This is a genomic window from Amycolatopsis heterodermiae (genome assembly GCF_034929455.1).
In the GTDB taxonomy this organism is placed as follows: Bacteria; Actinomycetota; Actinomycetes; order Mycobacteriales; family Pseudonocardiaceae; genus Amycolatopsis; species Amycolatopsis heterodermiae.
In genome coordinates, this window is sequence record NZ_JAYFSI010000020.1 from 101,238 (window position 1) to 122,988 (window position 21,751).

Sequence of the window (21,751 nt, forward strand, 5' to 3'; positions counted from 1 at the left end):
CAGCCACGCTCACCGCGACGGCGCCGGGCCACCGGCGCCTGACCAGTCCTGTTGCTTCAGCTGGTCCAGCAATGCGGTCTCCGCCCGGCCCGGCGCGCGGCGCACCCCTGCGACCACCGGCTCCGAGAGCGCGGGGCACAGCGGGCGGGCCAGCCGTTCGAAGTCGTCGGGGACCGCGGAGGACGGCGCGATGGTGACACCGAGACCTTCCGCAGCCAGCCGCACCGCAGTGGAGATCTGCGAAGCCCGGCCGACCGTCCGCGGAGCAAGACCGCGGTCGGCGAGCAGGCGCGCCAGGTACTCGTCGAGCTTGCTGGTGCGACGGAAGCGCACCCACCCCTCGGCCGCGAGATCTTCGAGCACCAGCGGCTTGCGCCGGCGAAGAAGCGGGTGACCTTGCGGAAGCACGGCAACGTAGGACTCCTCGCCCAGCGGACGGGTATCAAAGGTGCATCCCGGCGGTACCTCGTGCACCAGGAGCATGTCGAGCGTGCCCTGGCGCGCGAGTCGCTCCATGTCCGCGGGATCGGGTTCCTCGTGGATGGTGACCTGCAGATGCGGGTGGCGGCGGCGCAGCTCGCCGAGCGCGCGCGGGAGCTGGCGGGCCCCGAGCCCCATGTGGACGGCGATGATCAGCTCGCCCGTCAGGTCACCGTCGGCGGCGCGGGCCGCGGTGAGCGCACGCCGGGAGGCGGCGGCGGCAATCTCCGCTTCCACCAGGAAGGCCCGTCCCGCCACAGTCGGCGTCATGCCCTGCGGAGTCCGGGTGAACAGGCGCACCCCGACCTGCTTCTCCAAGGTGCCGATCTGCTGGGACAGCGACGGCTGAGTCACCCCCAGTCTCTCCGCCGCCGCCGTGATGCTGCCCTCCTCGGCCACCGTCAGCGCGTACTCGTACTGCCGCAGGTTCATCCGGAGCCACCTCCTGGCATAGAAGTGTTCTATACGGATCATAGTAGAAATCTCTTTGCGCCTATGTCCGGTCCGTGCGTACATTCTGGACGGTAAGCCGCAGTTCGTGCTGGAAAGGGAGAAAAATGCGCCTCGCCGACAAGGTCGTTGTGGTCACGGGTGGCGGAGCAGGCCTCGGGCTGGCGATCGCCACGAGGTTCGCCGCCGAAGGCGCGCACGTCTACATCACCGGACGACGCAAAGAAGTTCTCGACGAGGCAACGGCTCTCATCAAGGGACGGGTCACGGCGGTCGCCGCGGACTCCACGTCGTCTGCCGACCTCGACGGCCTGCTCGAAACCATCAGAAGGGAAAGCGGGCGCCTCGACGTGCTAGTCGCCAATGCGGGCATCATCGAGCGGGCGGACTTCGGCGAGGTGACCGAGGACCATTTCGACCGGACGTTCGACGTCAACGCGCGCGGCACGATGTTCACCGTCCAGACAATGCTGCCGCTCATGCCGGCCGGCGGTTCGATCATCCTGGTGGGCTCGATCCAGGGGTTCAAGGGACTCCCCGGATCGACGACCTACAGCGCGACGAAAGCGGCCGTGCGTTCCTACGCGCGCGTGTGGGCGGCCGAGTTCGGCGGCCGGGGCCTGCGAGTCAACGTGCTGACCCCGGGCCCGTTCGACACCTCCATCATCGACGGGCAGGCCGCGTACTTCGGACAGAACCCGGCAGCGCTGCGCGCGCAGATGGCCACGCGCGTCCCCATGGGCCGGCTCGGACGCCCGGAGGAGCTCGCCGGCGCGGCCCTGTTCCTGGCCTCGGACGACAGCAGTTTCATGACCGGCGCCGAGCTCTGCGTCGACGGCGGGATGGCTCAGGTCTGACGCCGTAGGCACCATCGATCCGGGTGCCCAGGAGACACGGTGCTGGAAGCACTGGCCTGATGCCGGTGAAGAAACGTCTGCCGCGGGATCGCCGGGCGTACCGGGCCCGCGCCCGGCGAGATCGCGGGCAGCATTGGCGGGCCAGCGGCGAGGTGGGACCGGCCCTCGAGGTCTTACCGGCGAAGGGGCTCGTGCGGAAGACTTACCTGTCCGACATCTGCGCTCACGACTTCTAGCCGACGCACTCACGTCCGGTCATGCAGGTGAGCGGTTGACCGGGTCGGCACCGGGCCGGATTTTCCCAACGGCGGGCACACGACCACGGAGACGCGAGGCCGGGTCCGTCTCGGCCGTACCGGGTCGAACTCTGTCGGGCTCCTCGCGGTTCGTGCTTTGCGCTTGCGCCGGCCCTTCGGTGCTCCGGTGCTGGCCGGCAACGGGTTCGCTCGCAAGGGAAACCGCTGTGCTCGCGGTTGCGGCTGCGCGGCACGAGCCACAGCCTTCGTAGATCGACTTCAGTCGTCGATGTTCTCTGGTCCGCACTGATGGCATGGCCGCGAGCATAAATCCCATCCACCACCGGGCATGTGATATGGGCAGACCGCGCGAACAGGCTGGCACGACTGTCTGCCGACTGAGCCGCGACACGGCCGACCGCGGGAGATATCAGGGAGCGATTCGACAGTACAGTTTGTGGCCATCCAAGAGGCCGCGACGAGCCAGCACTGCCAGCTCTGCCGTGAACTCCGTCAGCGCCAGACGATCGGCGACGATGCTGAGGGAACCTCCCGCACTGGAAGCATTCGACACCGCCCGTCGGAGTACGTCCGGCTCAGCCGAAGCGAGAACTCTCGTCAGCGGGTCGGTCAAGGACAGAACGACGCAGTCGCCTTCGTCGGACTCTGCGACCACTGAGCCGTGCCGAGGGTCGGATCGGATCTCGTCGAGGGATCGCCCCGTGAGAACCGCTTCCAGCCGTGTGAGTTCGTCCGTCGGATCGGCTCCCTTGACCATCAAACCGTCGAGTTCGTCGTCAACGCGAGCGGCGGCCTTTGCCGCATCTCGGTCTCCTTGCGCCGCGAAGTAGGTGTACAGCACGGTGATCCTTATCTTCAGGCTTCCGCGATGCCCAGGTCGACCAGTTGCAGGTGAAGCGCCAGGCTTTCCTTGAAGTCCGCTTCGTCACGGCCGACGACGAGAACGGTGGAGTCGAACGGGCTGCGGGCCGCGCGTTTCAGCCAGCGCCGTGCGGACCGCGGCAGCATCGAGAGATCCGCCCCGGCCAACCCTTCCTTCCGGACCAGGAACTGCGTCTCCGGATCGCGCCGGACGAGTTCTCCCGGCAAGGAGAACATCGACGCGGATTCGAACACCGCCTCGCTGATGTCCAGCGCGTACTCGCCTTCCGCGTAGAACTGCCGCTCGGCTTCGGCAAATGCCTCCCGGCGGTCATCGGGAACAGACTTCGGCATTTCGTCGAAGATCCACGAGCCCAGCCGCCCGCGCAGGACGACATGCCGGAACAGGCACCCGTCCAGGTAGACAGGGTCTGCCGGGGTGGGGCAGTCGGTGACCGTGATGTCTTCGAACCGCACGCCGATCGCCGCGCTGTTGACCAGTTGCGTTCCGGTGATCGCCGAGTCGATCACGCGGATCGGGTACGCCGGGTCGTCGACCTGCACGATCGCACAGTCCTGGAGTTCTCCGCCCCGCACCGAGATACCGGCGAGCGTCCACGGCGGCTCATCAAGCCTGAGGTGGTGAAACTCCCGGTCTTCGTAGGTTACGTGGGTCATGTCGCGCACTCACAAGGTCGGGCCGGTTGCGAACGGTCAAAGCATACCCGGCAGGCCGTCATGCTTCGCCGAAGAGTTCGATCATCTCCGGGATGGTCAGCCTCCGGTAGGTCAGCAGATTCTCCTTCGAGTCGATGTAGTCACGGTTAAGGTGTATTCGTTCCGAATATTCGGTGTCCGTGGTGATGTCGATGTTGAACTTCCCCGCTTGGAAGTCCGGTTCCACCTGGAACGGGCGACCGCGTCTGGTGATGTTCTTATCATTTCTGACCGACGGGTCCCTCGCAACGGCCTTTTCCATGTACTTGCCGAAGAACTGCTTCACACGCCAAAATTGCTTCTCGTCGAACGCTCGCTCCATCCGATCGAACTCGGGCCTGGTCAAGGTTCGCTCGATGTCGTCGATCGTTCCGTCCCTCGCGCGGTCGACAGCGTCCCTCAGGTTCTGGATGCTCGCCCTGTCGTCGTCGCTCAGCCCACTAATCCGGCTCCCGTCCGCCGCCGGCTCCGAGGACGCCCCGCCCGGCTGGGTGGCGCCTTCGAACGGTGACTGATCGTCAGCCGCGGGATTGACCTCGGCTTCAGTTGCCGTGTTCGCCGGCTCGACCGCCGGGCCGCTGTCAGCGTTCTTCGTACCCGGCTGGCTCGGCGAAGTGTTCTGCCCGCTAGGCCGTTCGTTGACCGGCCTCTGGTTGATGCCGTCTTCGGCAGTCGGCTTATGCGGCTCCTCGGGCAGATCGCATTCCCCGGCGGACGCCGGGAAGAGGCCACCCTCGAAGAACTCCTCGAACAGTTCGTCGTAGAAGTAGCGTCCACCGCTACCTACGCGGCGACCGTTCTCGAAGATGTCGCCCTCTTCGGTGATATAGGGACCCGAGAAGCCACTCTTAATCGGCTTTTGTGCTGGCGCTTCCCCGAAAATGTTTGACCAGGACAGGTAGCCGCCCGCAGCGAGGGCTGCGTGGCCATAGTCGTAGCCGAGGTAGCTGGCCGATGCACCTCCGCGCTGTTGCGGGCCTCGAGACTTGTTACGGGTACCACCTCGGCTCGAGCTGGTGGTACCGCGTGATTTGCCGCCGCAGGAGCTGTTGCCGGTGGGATCGAGGTTGTCGAGTGGGTCGTCGTCGCCGTAGGCGTAGCCGTTGCCGGTGGCCGCCGGCCCGCCGATGGTCAGCATGGTGTCTTGGCTGGTGAACCCGCCTGACGCCGGGTTGTACCAGCGCGATGCCGTGGCGACGAAGCCGGTCGTGGGACTGGTCCAGCCACCTTGGTAGCCAAGGTCGTAGCTGTTCCCCGAGACTGCGGCCGGTTGCCCGTAGGGATCGAACGCCGTGGAACCGTCGAGCGAGGCGCCGCCGGCGGTGAAGGTCGCGGTGAGATCGCCGTGAGCGTTGGTGAACGCCAGCGCCGAATGCCCGCCCCGGCTGACCGACAGCAGATCGCCGTCGGGACCGCGACCATAGGTGTCGGCGCCGTCGCCGGTGAGAACGCTGGTGGTGCCGTCGTAGCTGAAGGCATTGGCGCCACTGGTCAGCATGCGGCCGAGGGAGTCGTAGCTGTAGTTGTTCGTGCCGTCGGTGCCGAGCTGGCCGAACGCGTCGTAGGTGTAACCGGTCGTCGTCCCACCGGAGGTCTTCGACGTCAGGGTTCCGCGAGCGGTGTAGGTGTAGGTCGCGGAACCGTTGCTGACCAGCTGGTTGCGTTCGTTGTACGTCGCCGTTGCCGACCCGGCTTGGGTCCGGTTGCCCGCACCGTCGTAGCCGTAGGTCGTCGTGGTGGCGCCTCTGGTGACTGAGGTCAGCCGCCCGGATTGGTCATACCCGTAGCTGTTCGCGCCAGCGCCTGCGGTGCCGGTGGTGGTGAGGCTGGTGATCCGGCCGTCGGGGTCGTGACCGTAGGTGATCGACGCCTCGCCGGCGCCGCCGGGTGCGGTCAGGGATTGGCCGGTCAGCTGGTGCTGATCGTTGTAGGTGTTGGTCTGGGTGGCGGCCGAGGTGCCGTACCCGATCGAGGTGACTTGCCCGATCGTGTTGTAGCCGTAGGTGGCGGTGGTGCCGGTCAGAGGGTCGGTGGCCGTGGCCAGCTGCCCGGCGGCGTCGTAAGTGAAGGCCGCGGTACCTGCGCGGTCGGTACGGGTGGCCAGCTGTCCGTTGCTGTTGTAGCCGAAGCTGCTGGTGCCGGCGGGACCCGCGGCCGTCAGCAGGTCGCCGCGGTCGTCGTAGGTGAACGCCTCGTCGCCGCCGGGAGCGCCAACGGAGGTGAGACGGTCGGCAGCGTCGTAGCCGAACCTGCGGTTGGGCGTCGGGGCTTGTGCTCCGGTGCCGGTCTCCGCGGTGACGCGGCCCAGCGCGTCGTAGGTGACGGATGTGCCGACTCCGCCGGGTAGCGAGACCGCCGTCGGCCGGCCGGCGCCGTCGTAGGACAGCGTGGCTGTGCTGTCGGCGGCGGTGGTGTATCCGGCGACGTGCGGCGCGATCTTCGATTCAAGTAGCCCCAGGCTGTTGTAGGTGAAGGTGGTGACGTGGCCCGCGCCATCGGTGGAACGGGTCAGGTGCCCGGCAGCGTCGTAGCCGTTGCCGGTGGTGATTGTCGCCCCGGCCGAAACGGGGTCGACGCGCTGAGTCAGGTGGTTCGCGGCGTCGTGGCTGTAGATGGTCGTCGCGCCGGTCGCGTCGGTGCTGGTCGCCAGGTTGTCTGCGGCGTCGTATGTCGCGCTGGTGGTGGCCAGGGTGTGGCCGGAGGCGTCGAGCTGTGCCGCTCCGGTGTGCCGGCCTGCGGGGTCGTACGTTTCGGTGGTCGCCGTGCCGTCGGGCAGGGTGGTGCGGGTCGCCCGGCCGAGGTCGTCGTAGTCGTAGGTGGTCTTGTGCTGGAGTGGGTCGGTCTCGGAGGTGGTTTCGCCGAGGCGGTTGTACTCGTAGGTCGTCTGCTGCCCGCCCGGTTGCGTGACGATCGTGGGCAGGCCGAGGAAGCGTCCCTCGAGGCCGTAGGTGAACCGGGTGGTGTAGGCGGCCGCGGCGGGCTGACGGACGATGTCGGTTGAGGTCAGCTGTTCACCGGCGGCGTCGTAGGTGGCTTCGTGGCGTGCCCCGGTCGGATCGGTGGCCGAAAGGACGTCACCGTCGAGGTCGTAGCCGTAGCGCCAGGCCGGGGTGGTACCGCCGGCCGCGGGCAGGGTCGTCCTGGCGAGGCGGCCGAGCTGGTCGTAGGTGTTGGTGGTGACGTGGTTGAGCGGGTCGGTGCTGGTGAGGACGTCACCGAGGGGGTCGTAGGTACGGCTGGACGTCGGGGTGATGCTGGTCGTGGTCCCCGGCGGGGTGTATGCCGGCGAGGAGACGGCCAGGAGCTCGCCGTCGGCGTCGTAGGTGTCGGTGGTGATGTTTCCGTCGGGATCGGATGTCGAGGTCGGTTCGTCGAAGGTGTCGTAGCCGGTCTGGCTAATTGGCCGGGCCTGGACCGGCGCGCCGCCACCGGTTTCCACGCTGGTGGCGGGCTCGGTCGTCGTGGTCGGCCTGCCGAGGGCGTCGTGGGTGTAGTCGGTGGTGTAGCCCGTTCCGCGTGGGTCCGTCGTTGAGGTCAGGACGCCGCGCTGGTCGTACGTCCACGACGTGACCAGGTCGGCGGTTCCGTTGTGGACGGTCTGGGACGTTTGGTCGCCGAGGGCGTCGTAGGTGTAGTCGGTGTTGTAAGTGGCGGTCCCGTCCACTTCGGACTTCTTGGTGATGTTCCCGGCGGCGTCGCGGGTGTAGTCGACGGTGGTCGAACCGTCACAGCTGCAGCTGTCGGTGAGGCGGAAGAGCTCGTTCAGGCGACCCGCTTCGTCGTGGAAGTAGTAGGTCTGCAGGACGTTGTCCTTCGGACCCTGGTCGATCTCGTTGAGAGCGCCGGCGTGGTCGTAGTCGTAGAACCGGAAGAAGGTAGCCGGATCCCCCGGGCCGCTGAGGGTGTCCGTGGCCACCGCGCCGGTCGCCGTGTAGGTGTAGGCGTGCTGACGCCCCATGGCGTCCGTGTCGACGGCCAGCAGCCCGGCCGGGTCGTAGGCGCGGGAGTCCAGGACGAGATCGGCGGCGGCCGAAGGAGCGTTCGGGTCGCCGGTCCAGCTCTTCAGGGTCGTGGTCAGGCGCTGCCTGTTGGCGTTGTAGCTGTAGGCGTAGGTGTTGCCGCCCGGGTCAGTGGTGGTGCTGACGTTGCCGTAGGCGTCGTAGGCGTAGGTGCTGTGGCGGTTGAGCGGATCGGTGCGGCTGTCGAGCTGGTTGTGGCTGTTGTAGGAGTCCACCGTGGCCCGTGCCGCGTCGCCGCCGGTCGTATCCGACACCGTCGACGTGAGCACGTTGCCGTCGGGGTCGTAGGTCAGCGTCGTCCGCCGGGTGTGGACCTTGCCGGTGACGGCGTCGGTGGCCGCCGGATCGGCCCGGCTGAGCAGCCGGCTGTTGCCGTCGTAGGCGTAGGAGGTGCCGGTGCCGGCCGGGAACGTGTCGGAGAAGTCGGTCTGCCCGGTGCGGCGCCCGAGGTTGTCGTAGGCGTAGGTCGTCCGCGCTCCGCTGGGCAGCAGGACCTCGGTCAGGTCGCCCGCGCTGTCGTAGCTGTAGCTGGTGACGTGGTGCAGCGGGTCGGTTTTGGTGGCGAGGAGCCCGGCCGGTTGCGTGCCGCCACCGGTCGCCGGTTCGGTGCCGGCGGTGTAGCTGCTCACCGTCTGCCCGCCGAGTGGATCCGTGACCGTGAGTGGGTCACCGCGGGCCGAATAGGTGTAGCCGGTCAGGTAGGTGTTGTCGTTCTGGTCGGCCGAGTTGCCGTTGCGGAACGCGGTCGGCAGGTCGTCGCGCGGGTCGGTGCTCGAATAGGTGCCCGTCGGCGGGTAGGTGTAGTACGCGGTGGCGGTGAGCCGGGTACTGGTGTCGCCAGTCGTGCGGGAGAGCACGTTGCCACGGGTGTCGTGCGTGGTCTGGACGTACGCGCCGTCCGGGTCGGTGGTCCGGTAGGGGAAGCCGTTGACGTCATAGCTGTAGGACGTCGTGTTCCCGAGGCCGTCCGTCGACGCGATGAGGCGGCCGCCGCCGGCGGGGTCGTAGACCGACTTGAGGATCGCCGAGCCGGGGTCGGTGACGGCGACCGTCGTGAACGGCGTCGTGCTGGCGGCGGCCGCGTGCGACGCGTCGTACATCGCCTTGATCGTCGCGGCAGTCGGTGAGGCCCAGAAGCCGAAGTTCGTGATGTTGGCGATCGAGCCGGTGAAGTAGCCCTGCGGGTTGGCCGCGGGCGCGGCGGGCCAGGCGCCGCCGAGGTAGCCGGCGCCGGCGTACGTGGTGTCGTCCCCGTCGCAGCCGCCGTAGTCCTTGCTCCGGGTGCCGACCGGCACGCCGTCGACGTAGAGCGTTTGGACCCGGGGCTCGGTCGTGTCGTCGAAGATCAGCGCGGCGAAATGCCACTTGCCGTCGGCGACCGGCGCGGTCGAGGCGATCGGCGAGTAGTAGCCGTCCCACTTCTGGCCGTACAGCTTGCCGTCGGTTCCCACGTAGAGCATCGGGTGGGCGTCGGCCGGCGTTCCTGCGGTGCCAGGTGCCTGGGATTGGCAGCTGAGCAGGACCCCGCCCGGGGTTGAAGTCTTGAACCACAGGCCGAAGTCGCCGTCGACGGCAGGTGGCAGCGCGACCCAGGAGCCGGTGCCGGCGAAGCCTGCGGCGGTGTCGGTGGCCCCGGCGATCATGCCGGGTTGCCCGAGGGTGACGTTGTGGTAAAAGGCGTTGCCCTCCGACCCGATCGGGTCGTAGCCGTCGCCGTGGGCGTTGCCGGTAGTCATCAGGTTCGCTGCCTGGGTACCGGAAGATTCCCCCAGTGACCAGTGGTTGCGCGGTAGCGCGCTCAGGACCGCACCGCGGTACTGGGCGCTGGAGCCGGAGGACGAGGGCGTTCCGATGGCCCAGCTGCCACCGTTGGCGTCGGTGACCCGGGTGGCGCGGTCGACGACGTTGTCGTACTCGACCTGAGCTGTCGCCTTCCCGTTGGGACTGGTGATCGAGGTCAGTTCCGCGGCGGCGGCGATTCCGGCGGAGTACTGCTGGGCGATGGCCGGGGCGCCGAGGGCGTGGGTGTAGAACGCGGCCTCGGAGATGTTCCCGGTGAAGTAGCTCCAGCCGGCGGGCGGGCCGTTGATCCACGCGTTGGTGTTCACGTAGCCAGCACCGACGAAGTCTTCGGGATCGTAGTTGCCCAGCTGCCCGGTCTTGGTGCCGACGAGCGCGCCGTCGAGGTACAGCGACTGCGTGGTGCCTTGGCCGGTCAAAGTGACCTGGTGCCAGGCGCCGTCGTTGACCTTTCCCGCCGAGATGGTCGGGGCCACGGCACCGGTCCAGAACTGGCCGTACAGCTTGCCATCGGTGCCCACGTACAGCACCGGCATCGACCCGGAACTCGGGTTGGCGCTGCCGATCGGGCTGTGCCCGGTCGACAGCAGCACTCCGGCGCCACCGTTGGCGGGCGTCTGGAACCAGAGCTGGACCGACAGGAACGTCGCGGACGTGACCAGGTTGTCGGGTAGCCGGACCGACGCGTTGCCGCCGAAGGCCGTCGACTTGTCCGGTGACCCCGGGTGCGGTGGGGAAGAGCTCGAGGACGTCGCCGTGGCGGTGCCGTTAAGGGTGCCGAGGTTCGGCCCGACCTCATCGACCGCGGTGGTCGCCGTCGACGCCTGGTTCAGCCGCCAGTAGGCATAGGGCTGGGCGTCGAGGACCATGGACCGGTAGTGCGAACCGGCACCACTGCCGCTGGTGTAGCCGTAGGTCGTGCACTGGGTCGCCGAGGTCGGTGGGCAGACCTTGGTGAGTGTGTCCCCGGCGTAGCTGTAGGTCCACGTCAGTTGCGCGCCGCCGGCGGTGACCGGGTCGGTGCTGACCTGGCTGACGTGCGCGCCGCTCCAGGTCAGGTGCAGGGCGCGGCTGCCGGCGGCGGTGATCGCGGTGAGCGCGCCACCGGTGCCGTAGGCCAGGGTTTCGGCCCGGCCGTCGGCGTCGGCGATGGTCGTGAGCTTCCAGCTCGCGCCGACCTGACGGCCGAAGGTGTAGGTGGTACCACCGCGGTCGGTCAGGGTGTAGCCGCCCCCGGAGGCGGGGCTGAACGTGGCGTAGGTGCCTTGCGGCGGCGCGAAAGTGGTGCCGTCGACGTTGAGGCCGAAGCGCAGGGTCCGGCCGTCGGGATAAGTCACCACCACGTTGCCGGAGCCGTCGTTGTCCTGTGTGGCGGCCATGTCGTACGCGGTGGACCAGCCGCTGCCGAACAGGTTGGTGGTTCTCGGGTCGAGCGAGTTGTACGACCGGGTGATCGTCAGGGCGGGTCCGGCGACGGTGACGCTGGCGTCGGTCGCGGTGCTGGTGTAGTCGCCGACACCGGCGTCGAAGCCGTGGCCGTTGCCGGCGGTCGCCGCGGTTCCGAGGTGGGACGTGATCAGCGGTTGCGGTACGGCTGTCGAGAAGTACGCGGGCACCGACGGTGCGCTCTGCCCGAGGTGGTCACGGACGGCAACGGTCCAGGAGTAGGACTGGTTCCACGCCAGCTTGTTCGCCGGAACGCTCCAGTTGGGCGTCTGCACCCAGCCGGAGTCGGCCAGCGCCGTCGGAGTCGTGCTCCCGGTGGCGGGCGGGGCGTAGACGACGAAGTCGTAGTCGAGCCCGCTCGCCGGGTAGTTGTCCGGGTCGTGGCCAGTTGCCGTCAGCTGGGGCGTCAGCGAGCCGACTGTGACGTTGGATGGCGGGTTGGTCGAGTCGATCTGCGGCGGCGTGTTGGCCGAATTGATCAAGCTGCAGGTGGAGGTCGGCACCCCGTAACCCGTGTTGAACGAGGTGGTTCCGTTCTGCATGTCCCAGCACAGGTAGTACTGGCCCGGTGTCACCGCGCCGATGGCGGCGTTGACGGTGACCGATCCGTTGGGCCCGACCGACTGCGGCAGCGAGGTCTTGGGCGCGGTCACGGAGACGCGCTGCCAACTGGTGGTGTACAGCTGGTAGGACAGGGTGCTACCCGGCGACGTCCAGGTCCCGGTTCCCCGGTTGGTCACGGTGACCTGCTGAGAGCCCGCGGCCGTCCCGGTCGGCTGGACGTAGCTGTTGGACACCCGGTAGTCCGCACCATAGGGGCTGTAGGTGATCGACAGGTACGGCGGATACGGGGAGTTGACGCTGTCGAACCGCTTCCAGGCATAGGTGTCGCTGCCGCTGGCGTACAGGGCGAGGCCAAGATTCCCGCCACCGTGGGCCCAGCTCTCGACGAGTTGGGTACCGGCGGCCGACGGGTTGTCGCCGAGGTCGATCGACTGCCACACCGGGCCACCGCAACTGGTGCCGCCCGCGAAGCTGTTGCTCCCGATCACGCCCCCGTAGGACAGGCCGGGGTACTGGTTGATCGACGACACCGACCAGCCACTGGTGATCGGCGCGACGTAGATCGGTCGGGGTGAACAGGAGTAGGACCAGATCTCGTCCAGGTCCAGGGTGACGGCCTCGACGTAGTTGTTCGCCAGGGAGCCACCGACGTTGAAGTTCAGGTAGGAGTTGGCGACGTTGTTGCCACCGTTGAACGTCCCGACCTTCAGCTCGGCGTCACTGCTGTAGTTGTTCTTGTACGGGCTCATCACGTACGTCGAGGACGCCGTGTTCAGATTGGACACCGAGGGATCCACCGCGACCGGGAAGACGCGAGCCGGGTCCCGCAGCCACACCTGGTCCAAGCTCACCCGCAGCACCTGCTGCCCGCCGACGACGTCGACGGCGTAGGTGACGCCGGTCGACATCGCGCCGTCGCCCGAGTGCGGATCGACCTTCGCGTCCTCCATGAACCCGTTGGTGATGGTGTCGACCACTCGGCCCCCCGCGTCCGAGAACTCGACACTGCGGCCATCGGCACCGAGCTTCGCGGTGACACCGTTCAAGCGCAGGGGAAAACTCCACCTGGTCGGCGCAGACGCGTCACGCAGAACGAGGGTTTCCTTGGCGCCGACTGCGGTTGCTTGGTACTTGAGGTCCGCATGCGGCCGGACCGACGGGTAGGTGATCGCACTGCCGGCTGGCACACCCGCCACCGGTGCCGCGTCCTGCAACGAGAATCCGATCGAAGACCCGCCAGCCAGCGGCACGGAGACCAGCTCCGGTGCGTTGCCCGACGCGGCGAACGTCACACCCGACGAGTTCGCTTTCTCGTGCCAGGCACCGTCGCTGCCACGGACCATGGTGGCGTCGATGTCGTTCCAGGCCCCCGTTGCCGTCCGGTATTGCACCGGAGTGCTGTAGACGCGAGCGGTGAAACTGCCGTCGTCATTGGCGAAGACCTTCGTGGTGGGGGTTCGGTCAGCGACGACCTCCGACTGCGGTTTAGGCTTCCGGACCGACGTACGCGCATCCGCGCTGCCCGCCGTGGGTATGACCCGTTCGGAGTTCGACAGCTGCGGAGTCACAGCAGGCAGCTTCGGACCGGCCTCCGGGGCTCCAGGTACAGCGCCAGGCTGGCTCCCCCTCTGTTTCTCGGACAGCGCAGAAGGGGCTCGATGGGACTTGCCGGCCGCCGTACCCGAAACCTGTTGCGGAGTTGACACACTCGCCGACGCGATAGCTGAAGACTCGACCAGCCCAACGGTCAGCGCGATCGCGAGAAACAAACTGACAGATCTTCGCGCGGATCCGGAAAATCGCGCACGCCAACGAGCCACGTCCACCACGTCCCCAGCATCGAGCGCACTCCCCCTCCGGAGGCGCAGCAAGGCAACAATCAAGGACGCGTGATCACAAGTCAACATGCCGAAGCAGCTTGTCCGAAAAGATCCGTTTTGGACTAGTCCATCAGGCGCAGCAGCGGGATATGCTTCGCACTGCACGAAGCGGGAGGGTCTTCAGTGGTGCGAAAAAAGCTATTCTTTGTCCTAATTGCCGGGATGATGCTTGGTCTCGTGACACCGGCCTCGGCGACTGGTGAACGCGAGGCCGAATGGCCGCTGGACTCCCAGCACCTCCGCGCCGAACAAGCGTGGACGACGACGCGGGGCCACGGGATCACGATCGCGGTCCTCGACAGCGGCTGCCAGGCTGACCATCCGGACCTGGCAGGCCAAGTCCTTGCGGGCACCGGCTTCGTCGGGGTCGCCGGCGACACCGGCCGGTCAGACCGGTCCCGAGACTCGCACGGAACCTCGATCGCCGCGATCATTGCGGGATCGGGGAAGAACGACTCAGGGACCGGCATGATCGGTCTGGCCCCGGAAGCCAGAATCTTGCCTGTGCGAGTCACGATCGACAGCGAAACACAACCGGTTTCACTCGCTGAAGGAATCATTTACGCCGTCGACAACGGCGCCCGAATCATCACCATTTCCGAGTCGACCGCGGTACCGGACCCGAACCTGCGTTCCGCGGTCGGGCACGCCCTCGACCGTGGCGTCCTCATCGTCGCGGCAACCGGAAACAACGGCCAAAGCGGCAACCCCCCGTCCTATCCAGCCTACTTTCCGGGCGTGGTCGCCGTCACCGGAGTCGATCCCGGAAACGAGTTCTGGCCAGAGAGCCAATCGGGTCCACAAGTGACACTGGCCGCACCGGCTACCGACATCTTGACCGCGAACAACCACGGCGGCTATCTCCGCGGGGACGGGACCAGCTATGCCGCTCCCTTCGTGGCAGCGGCCGCCGCGTTGGTCTGGTCGAAATGGCCTGATCTCTCTGCTGGTCAAGTGATCCGACAGCTGACTGATACGGCCGACCGTCACAGCGACGCCACCCACGACGACCGCTACGGTTTCGGCATCGTGAACCCGCTGAAAGCACTGACGTCTTCGCTCACCACTGCCTCCGGCATTCCGGCCATAGCTCCTGTCGCGAGCTCCCCCGAATGGCAGTGGCCGGCCATCGTCATCATCGTGGTCTTCGTTGCCGTGATCGGCGGCTGGTTTCTTCGGCGGAAAGTGTTCACCAGAAAGGGAAAGCCGTGAAGCGACAGCACTGGGCCGCCCTCGGCGTACTGGTTGCGGTCGGCGCCGCAGCCACCGTCCTGCTGTGGCCAGACGAGCCGGCTCCGCAACCGGTCGCCTACGCCAACATCTCGCGCAACACCCGCGTCTGCCTCGCGAACACCACCGCGGGCGACACAGAGGAGATATGGCGTGCAGTCCAACTGGAGGCCGACCACGAGCCAGTGAACGCACAGCACCTCATTGCCCCGGAACGAAATCCGGAGACGATTGCCCCATTCCTCAACGGCGTACTCGCACTCCATTGCCGTCTCATCATCACGACCGGAACGGACATGCACGACGCCGTCACCGCAGCCGCCAAGTCTCATCCAGAACAGGTCTTCGCGTCCGATGACAGTACTATCACCCTGACGAACGTTCGACACGTACGAACAGGCCCCGACGTCGCTCAGCTCATCCGCACCATTGCGAACGGTCCCTGACGACCCCTTCCGAGCCCGCATCAACCTGTTCACAGACAGACAAGCTACGAGACCGCTGCACGCGATCACTCCGACAAGAGCCGCCACCAACCCGCGAGATGATCTCGCCTGCCGTCAACTACGAGCCACACCACCACCTACACTCGCCCGCGGTCTGCAGCGCTCCCAGGTTGCGCCGCGCGCCCTCACTCCTGACAGAGGGCTCTCCCCACGACTGGATCTACCAGGTTGTCGCGTGGCGACCACGATCATGGCCCTGACCAGAAGATCGACATCCTCCGGCCTGCCGAATGCCAAGACGTCGGCCCAGCCAGGCTCACACACTGGCCGGGCCGGCCCGCACACGCGAGTCCCAGTAGCCGTCACGGCGTTGATGCCGTCACGGGCACCGTGGCATCTGCGGCGTTCCGGCACCACCGGGGCCGGTGTGCTGTTCGACCTCCCACAGGTCACCGCGGACCCAGCCATAGGTGCCATCGCGTGCGTCCCGGGTGATTTCGACCCCCTACCTGCCACCGCCCCGATACTCTAGTCGGCGTGAACATTTGGATCAGCGCGATCGGCGCGATAGCGGCCCTGGCTGGCGCATGGGGTGGTCAGTGGCTTGCGGCGCGCCGCGAAGATCGAAGGTGGGAACGCGAGCAGCACCGAGAGGATCTTCGCTGGGAACGCGATGTCCAGAGGGAAAAACGAGAACGACGATTTAATTTGTACGTAGACTTTGTTACCGCTACACGAAATCAGCAGTCTCTACTGACGAGCATGAAGACGACAATCATCCAGTACCGAGACGGCGAAAGCGCCGGTGACATCTTCAAAGCCGAGCACGCAATCGGACTCGGATACCAGGATCTTGCCGAAAAAGCCGCAGCTCTAGAAATTGTCCTTCCGGAAGAAATATTTGAGAAGGTGCAGGAAACCATACTCGAGTACATCAACCTATGGGAAGTACTCTGGGAAGCCTGGCGCAGCGTATCGCACGGAACGAATCGAGATTCAGGGCACATGATCAAGATCATCGAGGCGGAGCAGGTGAAAGCACGGCAAGCGCGCGACCTGATCGTCGCGCAGCTTCGGAATCACATAGATGGTTGATTCCTACCTCGTAGCCACGAGAAATCACTCGAAAGGCTCCTTACTGTCGACCGCAACGCGTTCAGGATCGCTGTAGACGAGTCCACAAACGGCAGCGACAGGAGAAGGAACTAGTGGTCAAGGTAAGGATGTCGGGCAAGTTCGTCGAGGAATGGTTTACGGCACGTCTGTCGGTCAGGGCGTCGAACTGGACACGCCGGAACGTCAGTTGCCCTGGGAGAGCTACCACGATGCTCCCGAGCGCCGTTACGTGCGCAGCGGAGCGGTGCATCTGCTGACCTTCCCGGACTCGCTCGAAGGGCTCGGCGCGCCGGACTGCCTGTTCAACTACGCGGACGGCAGCATCGATTCGACGCGGGACGCGGATGACCGGCGCGCGAACGTGGCCTGCCGGAACCTGGTCGAACCGAACCCGCCCCGGAACTTCTGGTGGGTCTACTCCTACGGCAGCACTCAAGACTCCACATTGGACCCCGCCGTAGACCGGGTCGCCGACGTCTTCCCGGACGAGCAGTCGATCACCGCCGCCGGCTGGCACTCCCAAGAAGAATCCGAGCTGCTCGCCGTCCTGGGGCCGGCACCGGTCGGGATCCCAGCGAACAACATCGCGCACTTCAAGACCCGCCAAGCCGGACGCCGATGGAGCCGCTGGCAAGCAGGTGTCGACGCCGCCCGCGCCGCTCGCCGCACTCGGTCAACCGCAGCAGCCGGCGAGAACTGGCCGGGCACGCCAGGAGACCCACGGTAGCGCCGCCCGGGGCCGCAGCGGCCACTTGCTGCCCATCGACGCGGGCCAAGTTGCGGGGCCGCCGTGGCCCCGTCCCGCGCTGTCACCGGCTCCACGACGTGCCACCCGGGACGCCGGCCCGCCGCGACCGCGGTACCGGCGACCCGGGCTCTGCACACCCTGCGATCGGAAGGAACCCCAAGAGATGTCGCACGAGGTAATGCCGTACCTGCGCGAGATCGCCGATGCGCTCGGCGCGCCGTGGCGCGCCGTCACACCCCGCCGAGTCGGTGAGCACGCCGCGCTCATCGGCCCTGACGGCGGATGGATCAGCGTGACCATCTCCTACCGCGCAGCACGAAGCCGTCTGGTGCTGGAAGCCTGGCTGGACTCCGAGCTCAGTCCCCATCAGCCCGCGGGAATGGTCCGGCCGTCGGTGACCGTGGCGCGTGCCCGGCCCGCCACCGCGGTCGCCAAAGACCTGGCCCGGCGGCTGATCCCGAACGTGGTCGAGCTGATCGATGCCGCCCGGGACCTGGCGCACCGTCGCGCCAGCGACGCCGCCGACCTCTCCAACGTCCTGGCCGCGATCGGTGCGGAGTTCGGCACCGCCCCGGCGGCCGGGGCGAACACCGTGTCGGTCGGGCCTACGGTCAGCCGCTGTTCGCGACCGCGCAGGTGCTGCAGCCGATCTGGCGCGGCCGCCAGCGTCGGGTGCGGTTCAGCATCGACGCCACCGTCGAGAACGCTCTCGCCCTGGCCGCGCTCGTCGGCGAACGCGCCGCCGCCGACCACACCGCACCCGCCGAGCCTGAGACCAGCCGCTGACCTTCGGCGCCATCGCGCAGGCGACGAGCACGCCCGACTCCGGAGCCCTTCCTGGCGCCGGAGTTCCTTTCTCCTCCCTGGAAGGACGATGTCATGGAAGCTCGTACCCATGTGGTCACCCTCAACGAGGACCAGGCCAGGATCATCGACATCCGCGCCGACCTCGGCGTCGGCGACGCCACACTGCACGAGCACGGCCTGAACTCCAAGGTCTCGCGCGAGACCCGCGACCGAGTCCGCGCGGCCATCCGCAACAGCGGCCTGTCGTGGCCCGAGGGCGTCGTGCACCTGACCTCCTCGACCGCGCACCCGCGCACCGATGTCGATCTCGCCGCCGCGGCCGCGGCGCTGCTAGTCATCGGAGCCGTGCCGGCTCGTCGACTGACCACGACCGCGCTGATCGGGGAACTCGGTCTCGACGGCACGGTCCGCCCGGTCCCCGACGTGCGGACGCGCGCGATCGCGGCCGCTGAAGCCAGGCTGACCCACCTGGTCGTTCCTGCCGCCAACGCCCACGAGGTCGGCGACATCCCCGGCCTCACCACCATCCCTGTCGCCTGCCTGGATGACCTGGTCAGCTGGCTGCGCGGCGGACCCCTCCGGCTCTGCGGCCCGAATCGGGCGGAGGTTCGTCTGCCACGTTGTGGGCTCCCGAAGCTTGGGGCCCGGCTGGCGCCCACGGCGGTCCGGGCTGCCGCGCTCGCTGCCGCCGGCGGTCACCCCATCTTGCACGTCGCGACTCCCGGCACCCCGGTCCTCCTGCTGCCGCGGTTGATCCGGGCGTTGATGGCCGACCTCACCGACACCGAGGCGCTCGAGGTCGGCACGTGGCACTTCCTGGCCAGCGAACCGTGGCCCGACAACACAGCGCCCACCCGGCCACCCGGCGTTTCCCTGCGCCCCGACGACACGATCGCCGCGATAGCCGGATCCCTGAGTCGCCCGGGGTTGCTGACGCTGGCCCACCGCGGTGTCGTGACCGTCGAGGACTTTCCCGGGTTTCCGGCCGCGCCCTCGAGGTGCTGCGTCCGGCGCTGGAGAACGGCTCGATCGGCATCACCGCCGCGGGAGGTGGCGAGTCGCGCCCGGCCGGGGCACGCATGGTGTTCACCGCCCGGGGACTGCCTGTGCGGCAGCGTCCGGCCTGAGGACTGCCGCTGCACCCCGACGCTGCGTGCGCGCTACCTCGCCCGGATCCCGCTGTGGTTGCTTGACCGTGTCGACCTGTTCGTGCGGGACGTGATCGTCGCCGAGCCCGAGCCGTCGCTGCCTTCGCTGGAGTCGCTGCGCGACAGCGTCGCCCGCGCCCGGGAACGCGCGCGCTACCGCTGGGGTGCCGCGCCGGGAACCCGGCGCCGACATCGACTACACGAAAGCTGTCACCGGCCTTCCCGCCAACGCGGTGAAGGAGCTGGATGACGCGATCCGACAGGGCCGGATCACTTCCCGCACGGCGGCGCGGTGCCGGCGGCTGGCCTGGACACGCGCCGACCTGGACGGCCACGCGCACCCGGACATCGCCGACATCTGCTGACGCTCTCCCACCGCTGCGGATTTCTGAGCCTGCTGCGGAATCCGGCTCCACATTGAGCTGAAAGAAGGGAAAGAGAGGAAAGCGCACTGGCCTAAGCCACGGCACGGACCAGGCCAAGATGTGCGGAAGTGCTGCTGCGCTGGGAAAAGCGGGCGCGGGTGTTCTGGTCGGGCCGACGCACTCTAGCGGAGCCTGGCGTCGGTGCAAGCCCGCCCGTTCGCGGTCTTGGCTGCGGACGGGCAGGACAGGGGCGGGCTTGCCGCCGACGCGAGCGGCCCCGCTCGGGCGAGTGCGTCCCGACCGGGACACCCGCACACCGCCCTTTCTCCACAGCACAGCAGCTCGGGGACGACGCGGTGTGCGGGGTTCGAGGTCGGTTACCGGGGTTCCCGGTGACCGACCGGCCCGAATCAAGGAGCCTGCGTGACCGCCACGATGGATCTGCCCACCCAGCGCGCCGACGACGCCGACCCCGCCACACCCGAGGTCGAACTCGCACCGTCCGACCTCGACAACGCCGTCACCGAACCCGCCGACGCCCAGGAAGCGGCACCCGGCGACAACCCGCTCGCCGGGCTGTCGGAGGAAGAACTGGCCGCGTTGCACACGCAGTGGGACGCCGAGATCAACACCGTCATCCACATCAACCCGGATGAGGCGCTTCTCGCCGAGAACGTCCGCACCGAGAACGCCGAGGCCGACCCGGCGACCACGACGAACTTCCAGCACAACGGCGTCAACACCGCGACCAACGGCTACCGCAACTACGAGACCGGCATCGTCATGATCACCGAAGGGCAGCGCCGGTTCAACAACGCCCGCGCAGCCGGCGTCGAGCTGCCGGTCTGGATGAAGACCCCACCGCCGGCCAACGAGCGCAAAGCCACGATCGAGCGGATCGTCCGCCAGCTCGAGGAGAACGACCTCCGCAAGCCGCTGACCCTCGGCGACACCGCCCGGGCCATCCAGCAGCTGGCCGCGTTCAACCTCACCCCCGCGGGCATTGCCCGCAAGCTCGCCCGCGGCAAGAACGGCACCACCTACGTCACGCAGGTACTGCAGGCCGGGGAGAGCGAGCTGGCGCTCAAGGCCGCCGAACGCTTCGACCTCGACCTGGTCCAGGCCGCGGTCGTCGCCGAGTTCGACGCCGCCGGCGACCGCGAGGCCGCCAAGGAACTGGTCCGCATCGCGCGCACCGAGCCGAACAACTTCCAGGTGTTCGCCCACGCCAGGCGTGCCGAACACGCCATGAAGCAGCGGCTCGCGACCTTGGTCACGAAGCTCACCCGGGAGCTGACCGCCGCCAAGGTGACGATCTTCGGCGGGAGCCTCACCCCCGACTCCGGTGAGGCCCGTTCCCTCGACCGGCTGCGCCCCAGTCCCGAGGACGCGCCTCACACCGCGCTGACCGCGCAGGATCACGCGTCCTGCCCCGGCCACGGCGCCTGGATCGAGGACGACCACCACGACGACAACGGCGACCGCGTCCCGGTGGCCGTCTACGGCTGCGCCGACTTCCGCGCCCACGGCCACGCGCTCAGCCACGCCCCGGCCGGCCGTGTCGACCTCACCCCGCGCACCGCCAGCACGCCCCACACCGGTGACGGCGGTAGTCCGGACGCTGCGGACGAGGAGAGCGACCTCGCGGCCGCGCGGGCCGCGCTGGCCGCCGACGAACGCGCCCGCACCGAGGCGCGGATCATCCGCCGGTGGGTGCGCAAGAACAACGAGCTGATCGACGCCTCCGAAAAGCCGCGGTGTAAGTGGCTGGCCGAGTTCGTGCTGCGCAAGACCGCGCCCAAGGGCGCGCAGCTGTTCCTCGCCCGGCAGAAGGCCCACGGCGGCTACGAGCTGCGCCGCGCGTTCAACCAGAACCACGCCCTCGCCCGCCAGCTGCTCGGCCTGCCCGTCGGCAGCAACGTGAACGACCTGTCCGAGAAGGTCGCCACAGCACCCACGCCAGCTAAGGCGACCGTGTACGACATGTTCCTCACCTTCTGCGCGATGGAGGACGCGCTCTCGCGCAACGCGTGGCGATACGCGCAGCAGGCAGCGCAGGAGTACATGACCGCGCTCGTCGGCGCCGGCTATCCCGCCTCCGACGTCGAGCGGCTGATCATCAACCCGCAGAGCGAGCGGGACGTCATCGCCGCGGCGCTCGACGAGACCACCACCAGCGACGCGGCCGACGATGACGACGCGGAGCAGCACGGCGACGTGCTCGATGCCGGTACCATCGACGGCTCCGGCCCGGCTGCGCCGGGCGACGACGGGTCGCACCTCAGCGCCGGGATCGACGACGCGCCCCACGACCGCCAGCACGAGAGCGCGGGCGGTCCGGAAGACAACGTCGCGATGGAACTCTCCGACGGCACCGGCGCTCCGGCCGATCCGGACGCGGCCGCCGCGGAGCTGGCCGGATCCGCGAGCTAGCCGGCCGACACCACCCGATGTCGCCGGACAGGGGCGGGCCCGCACACCTCGTGCCGGGCCCGCTCCTGCCGTCGCTGTTCTCCTCGACGCCCGCGCCGCGCACGACGCGGCCGCGGCGCAGAACGGA

General features: G+C 68.0%; 13 protein-coding genes and 1 pseudogene. 10 read left to right on the forward strand and 4 right to left on the reverse strand.

The window, feature by feature from the left end; genetic code table 11:
- Window positions 1–9 precede the first annotated feature (9 nt).
- Window positions 10–912, reverse strand: a complete 903-nt coding sequence (locus VA596_RS47345) for a LysR family transcriptional regulator (protein ID WP_323337029.1) — start codon at window positions 910–912, stop codon at window positions 10–12.
- Window positions 913–1,037: 125 nt separating this feature from the next.
- Here VA596_RS47345 and VA596_RS47350 point away from each other — a divergent pair, with 125 nt between their 5' ends.
- Window positions 1,038–1,787 carry an SDR family NAD(P)-dependent oxidoreductase gene (locus VA596_RS47350; RefSeq protein WP_323337030.1) on the forward strand — a complete coding sequence of 250 codons (750 nt, stop codon included), beginning with the start codon at window positions 1,038–1,040 and terminating at the stop codon, window positions 1,785–1,787.
- Between the two features lie 666 nt (window positions 1,788–2,453).
- On the opposite strand, the gene VA596_RS47355 is transcribed toward VA596_RS47350, so the two are convergent.
- Genes VA596_RS47355 through VA596_RS47365 form a run of 3 tightly spaced genes read right to left on the reverse strand, consistent with a single transcriptional unit; the run spans window position 2,454 to window position 12,428 of the window.
- On the reverse strand, window positions 2,454–2,885 hold the full coding sequence (locus tag VA596_RS47355) for a hypothetical protein (RefSeq protein ID WP_323337031.1): 432 nt from the start codon (window positions 2,883–2,885) through the stop codon (window positions 2,454–2,456).
- 14 nt (window positions 2,886–2,899) lie between these two features.
- Window positions 2,900–3,583, reverse strand: a complete 684-nt coding sequence (locus VA596_RS47360) for a hypothetical protein (protein ID WP_323337033.1) — start codon at window positions 3,581–3,583, stop codon at window positions 2,900–2,902.
- Window positions 3,584–3,641: 58 nt separating this feature from the next.
- Window positions 3,642–12,428, reverse strand: coding sequence for a LamG-like jellyroll fold domain-containing protein (locus VA596_RS47365; RefSeq protein ID WP_323337035.1), 8,787 nt, complete (start codon window positions 12,426–12,428; stop codon window positions 3,642–3,644).
- A 187-nt stretch (window positions 12,429–12,615) separates the two neighbouring features.
- Here VA596_RS47365 and VA596_RS47370 point away from each other — a divergent pair, with 187 nt between their 5' ends.
- The 9 genes and pseudogenes from VA596_RS47370 to VA596_RS47410 all read left to right on the forward strand — a co-directional run bounded on the left by VA596_RS47370 (window position 12,616) and on the right by VA596_RS47410 (window position 21,624).
- Complete coding sequence (locus VA596_RS47370; protein ID WP_323337037.1) at window positions 12,616–12,855, forward strand: hypothetical protein; 240 nt, start codon at window positions 12,616–12,618, stop codon at window positions 12,853–12,855.
- A gap of 602 nt (window positions 12,856–13,457) precedes the next feature.
- Window positions 13,458–14,543 (forward strand): type VII secretion-associated serine protease mycosin, encoded by a 1,086-nt coding sequence (mycP, locus tag VA596_RS47375; RefSeq protein WP_323337039.1) that lies wholly within the window; start codon window positions 13,458–13,460, stop codon window positions 14,541–14,543.
- Window positions 14,540–15,007, forward strand: coding sequence for a hypothetical protein (locus VA596_RS47380; RefSeq protein WP_323337041.1), 468 nt, complete (start codon window positions 14,540–14,542; stop codon window positions 15,005–15,007). Before mycP ends, VA596_RS47380 begins: the two co-directional genes overlap by 4 nt.
- A 537-nt stretch (window positions 15,008–15,544) precedes the next feature.
- Complete coding sequence (locus VA596_RS47385) at window positions 15,545–16,102, forward strand: hypothetical protein (RefSeq protein ID WP_323337043.1); 558 nt, start codon at window positions 15,545–15,547, stop codon at window positions 16,100–16,102.
- 391 nt (window positions 16,103–16,493) lie between these two features.
- A pseudogene (locus VA596_RS50785) lies at window positions 16,494–16,850 on the forward strand (GP88 family protein); the annotation flags it as partial.
- 657 nt (window positions 16,851–17,507) lie between these two features.
- Entirely contained in the window at window positions 17,508–17,657 is a 150-nt protein-coding gene (locus VA596_RS47395) for a hypothetical protein (protein WP_323337047.1), read from the forward strand.
- A 93-nt stretch (window positions 17,658–17,750) separates the two neighbouring features.
- On the forward strand, window positions 17,751–19,076 hold the full coding sequence (locus VA596_RS47400; RefSeq protein WP_323337049.1) for an ATP-binding protein: 1,326 nt from the start codon (window positions 17,751–17,753) through the stop codon (window positions 19,074–19,076).
- On the forward strand, window positions 19,060–19,191 hold the full coding sequence (locus VA596_RS47405) for a magnesium chelatase subunit ChlI family protein (RefSeq protein ID WP_323337051.1): 132 nt from the start codon (window positions 19,060–19,062) through the stop codon (window positions 19,189–19,191). The genes VA596_RS47400 and VA596_RS47405 overlap by 17 nt, the downstream gene beginning before the upstream one ends.
- 423 nt (window positions 19,192–19,614) lie before the next feature.
- The gene (locus VA596_RS47410; protein WP_323337053.1) at window positions 19,615–21,624 is read left to right on the forward strand and encodes a hypothetical protein; all 2,010 of its coding nucleotides are present in this window, start codon (window positions 19,615–19,617) and stop codon (window positions 21,622–21,624) included.
- Window positions 21,625–21,751 lie beyond the last annotated feature (127 nt).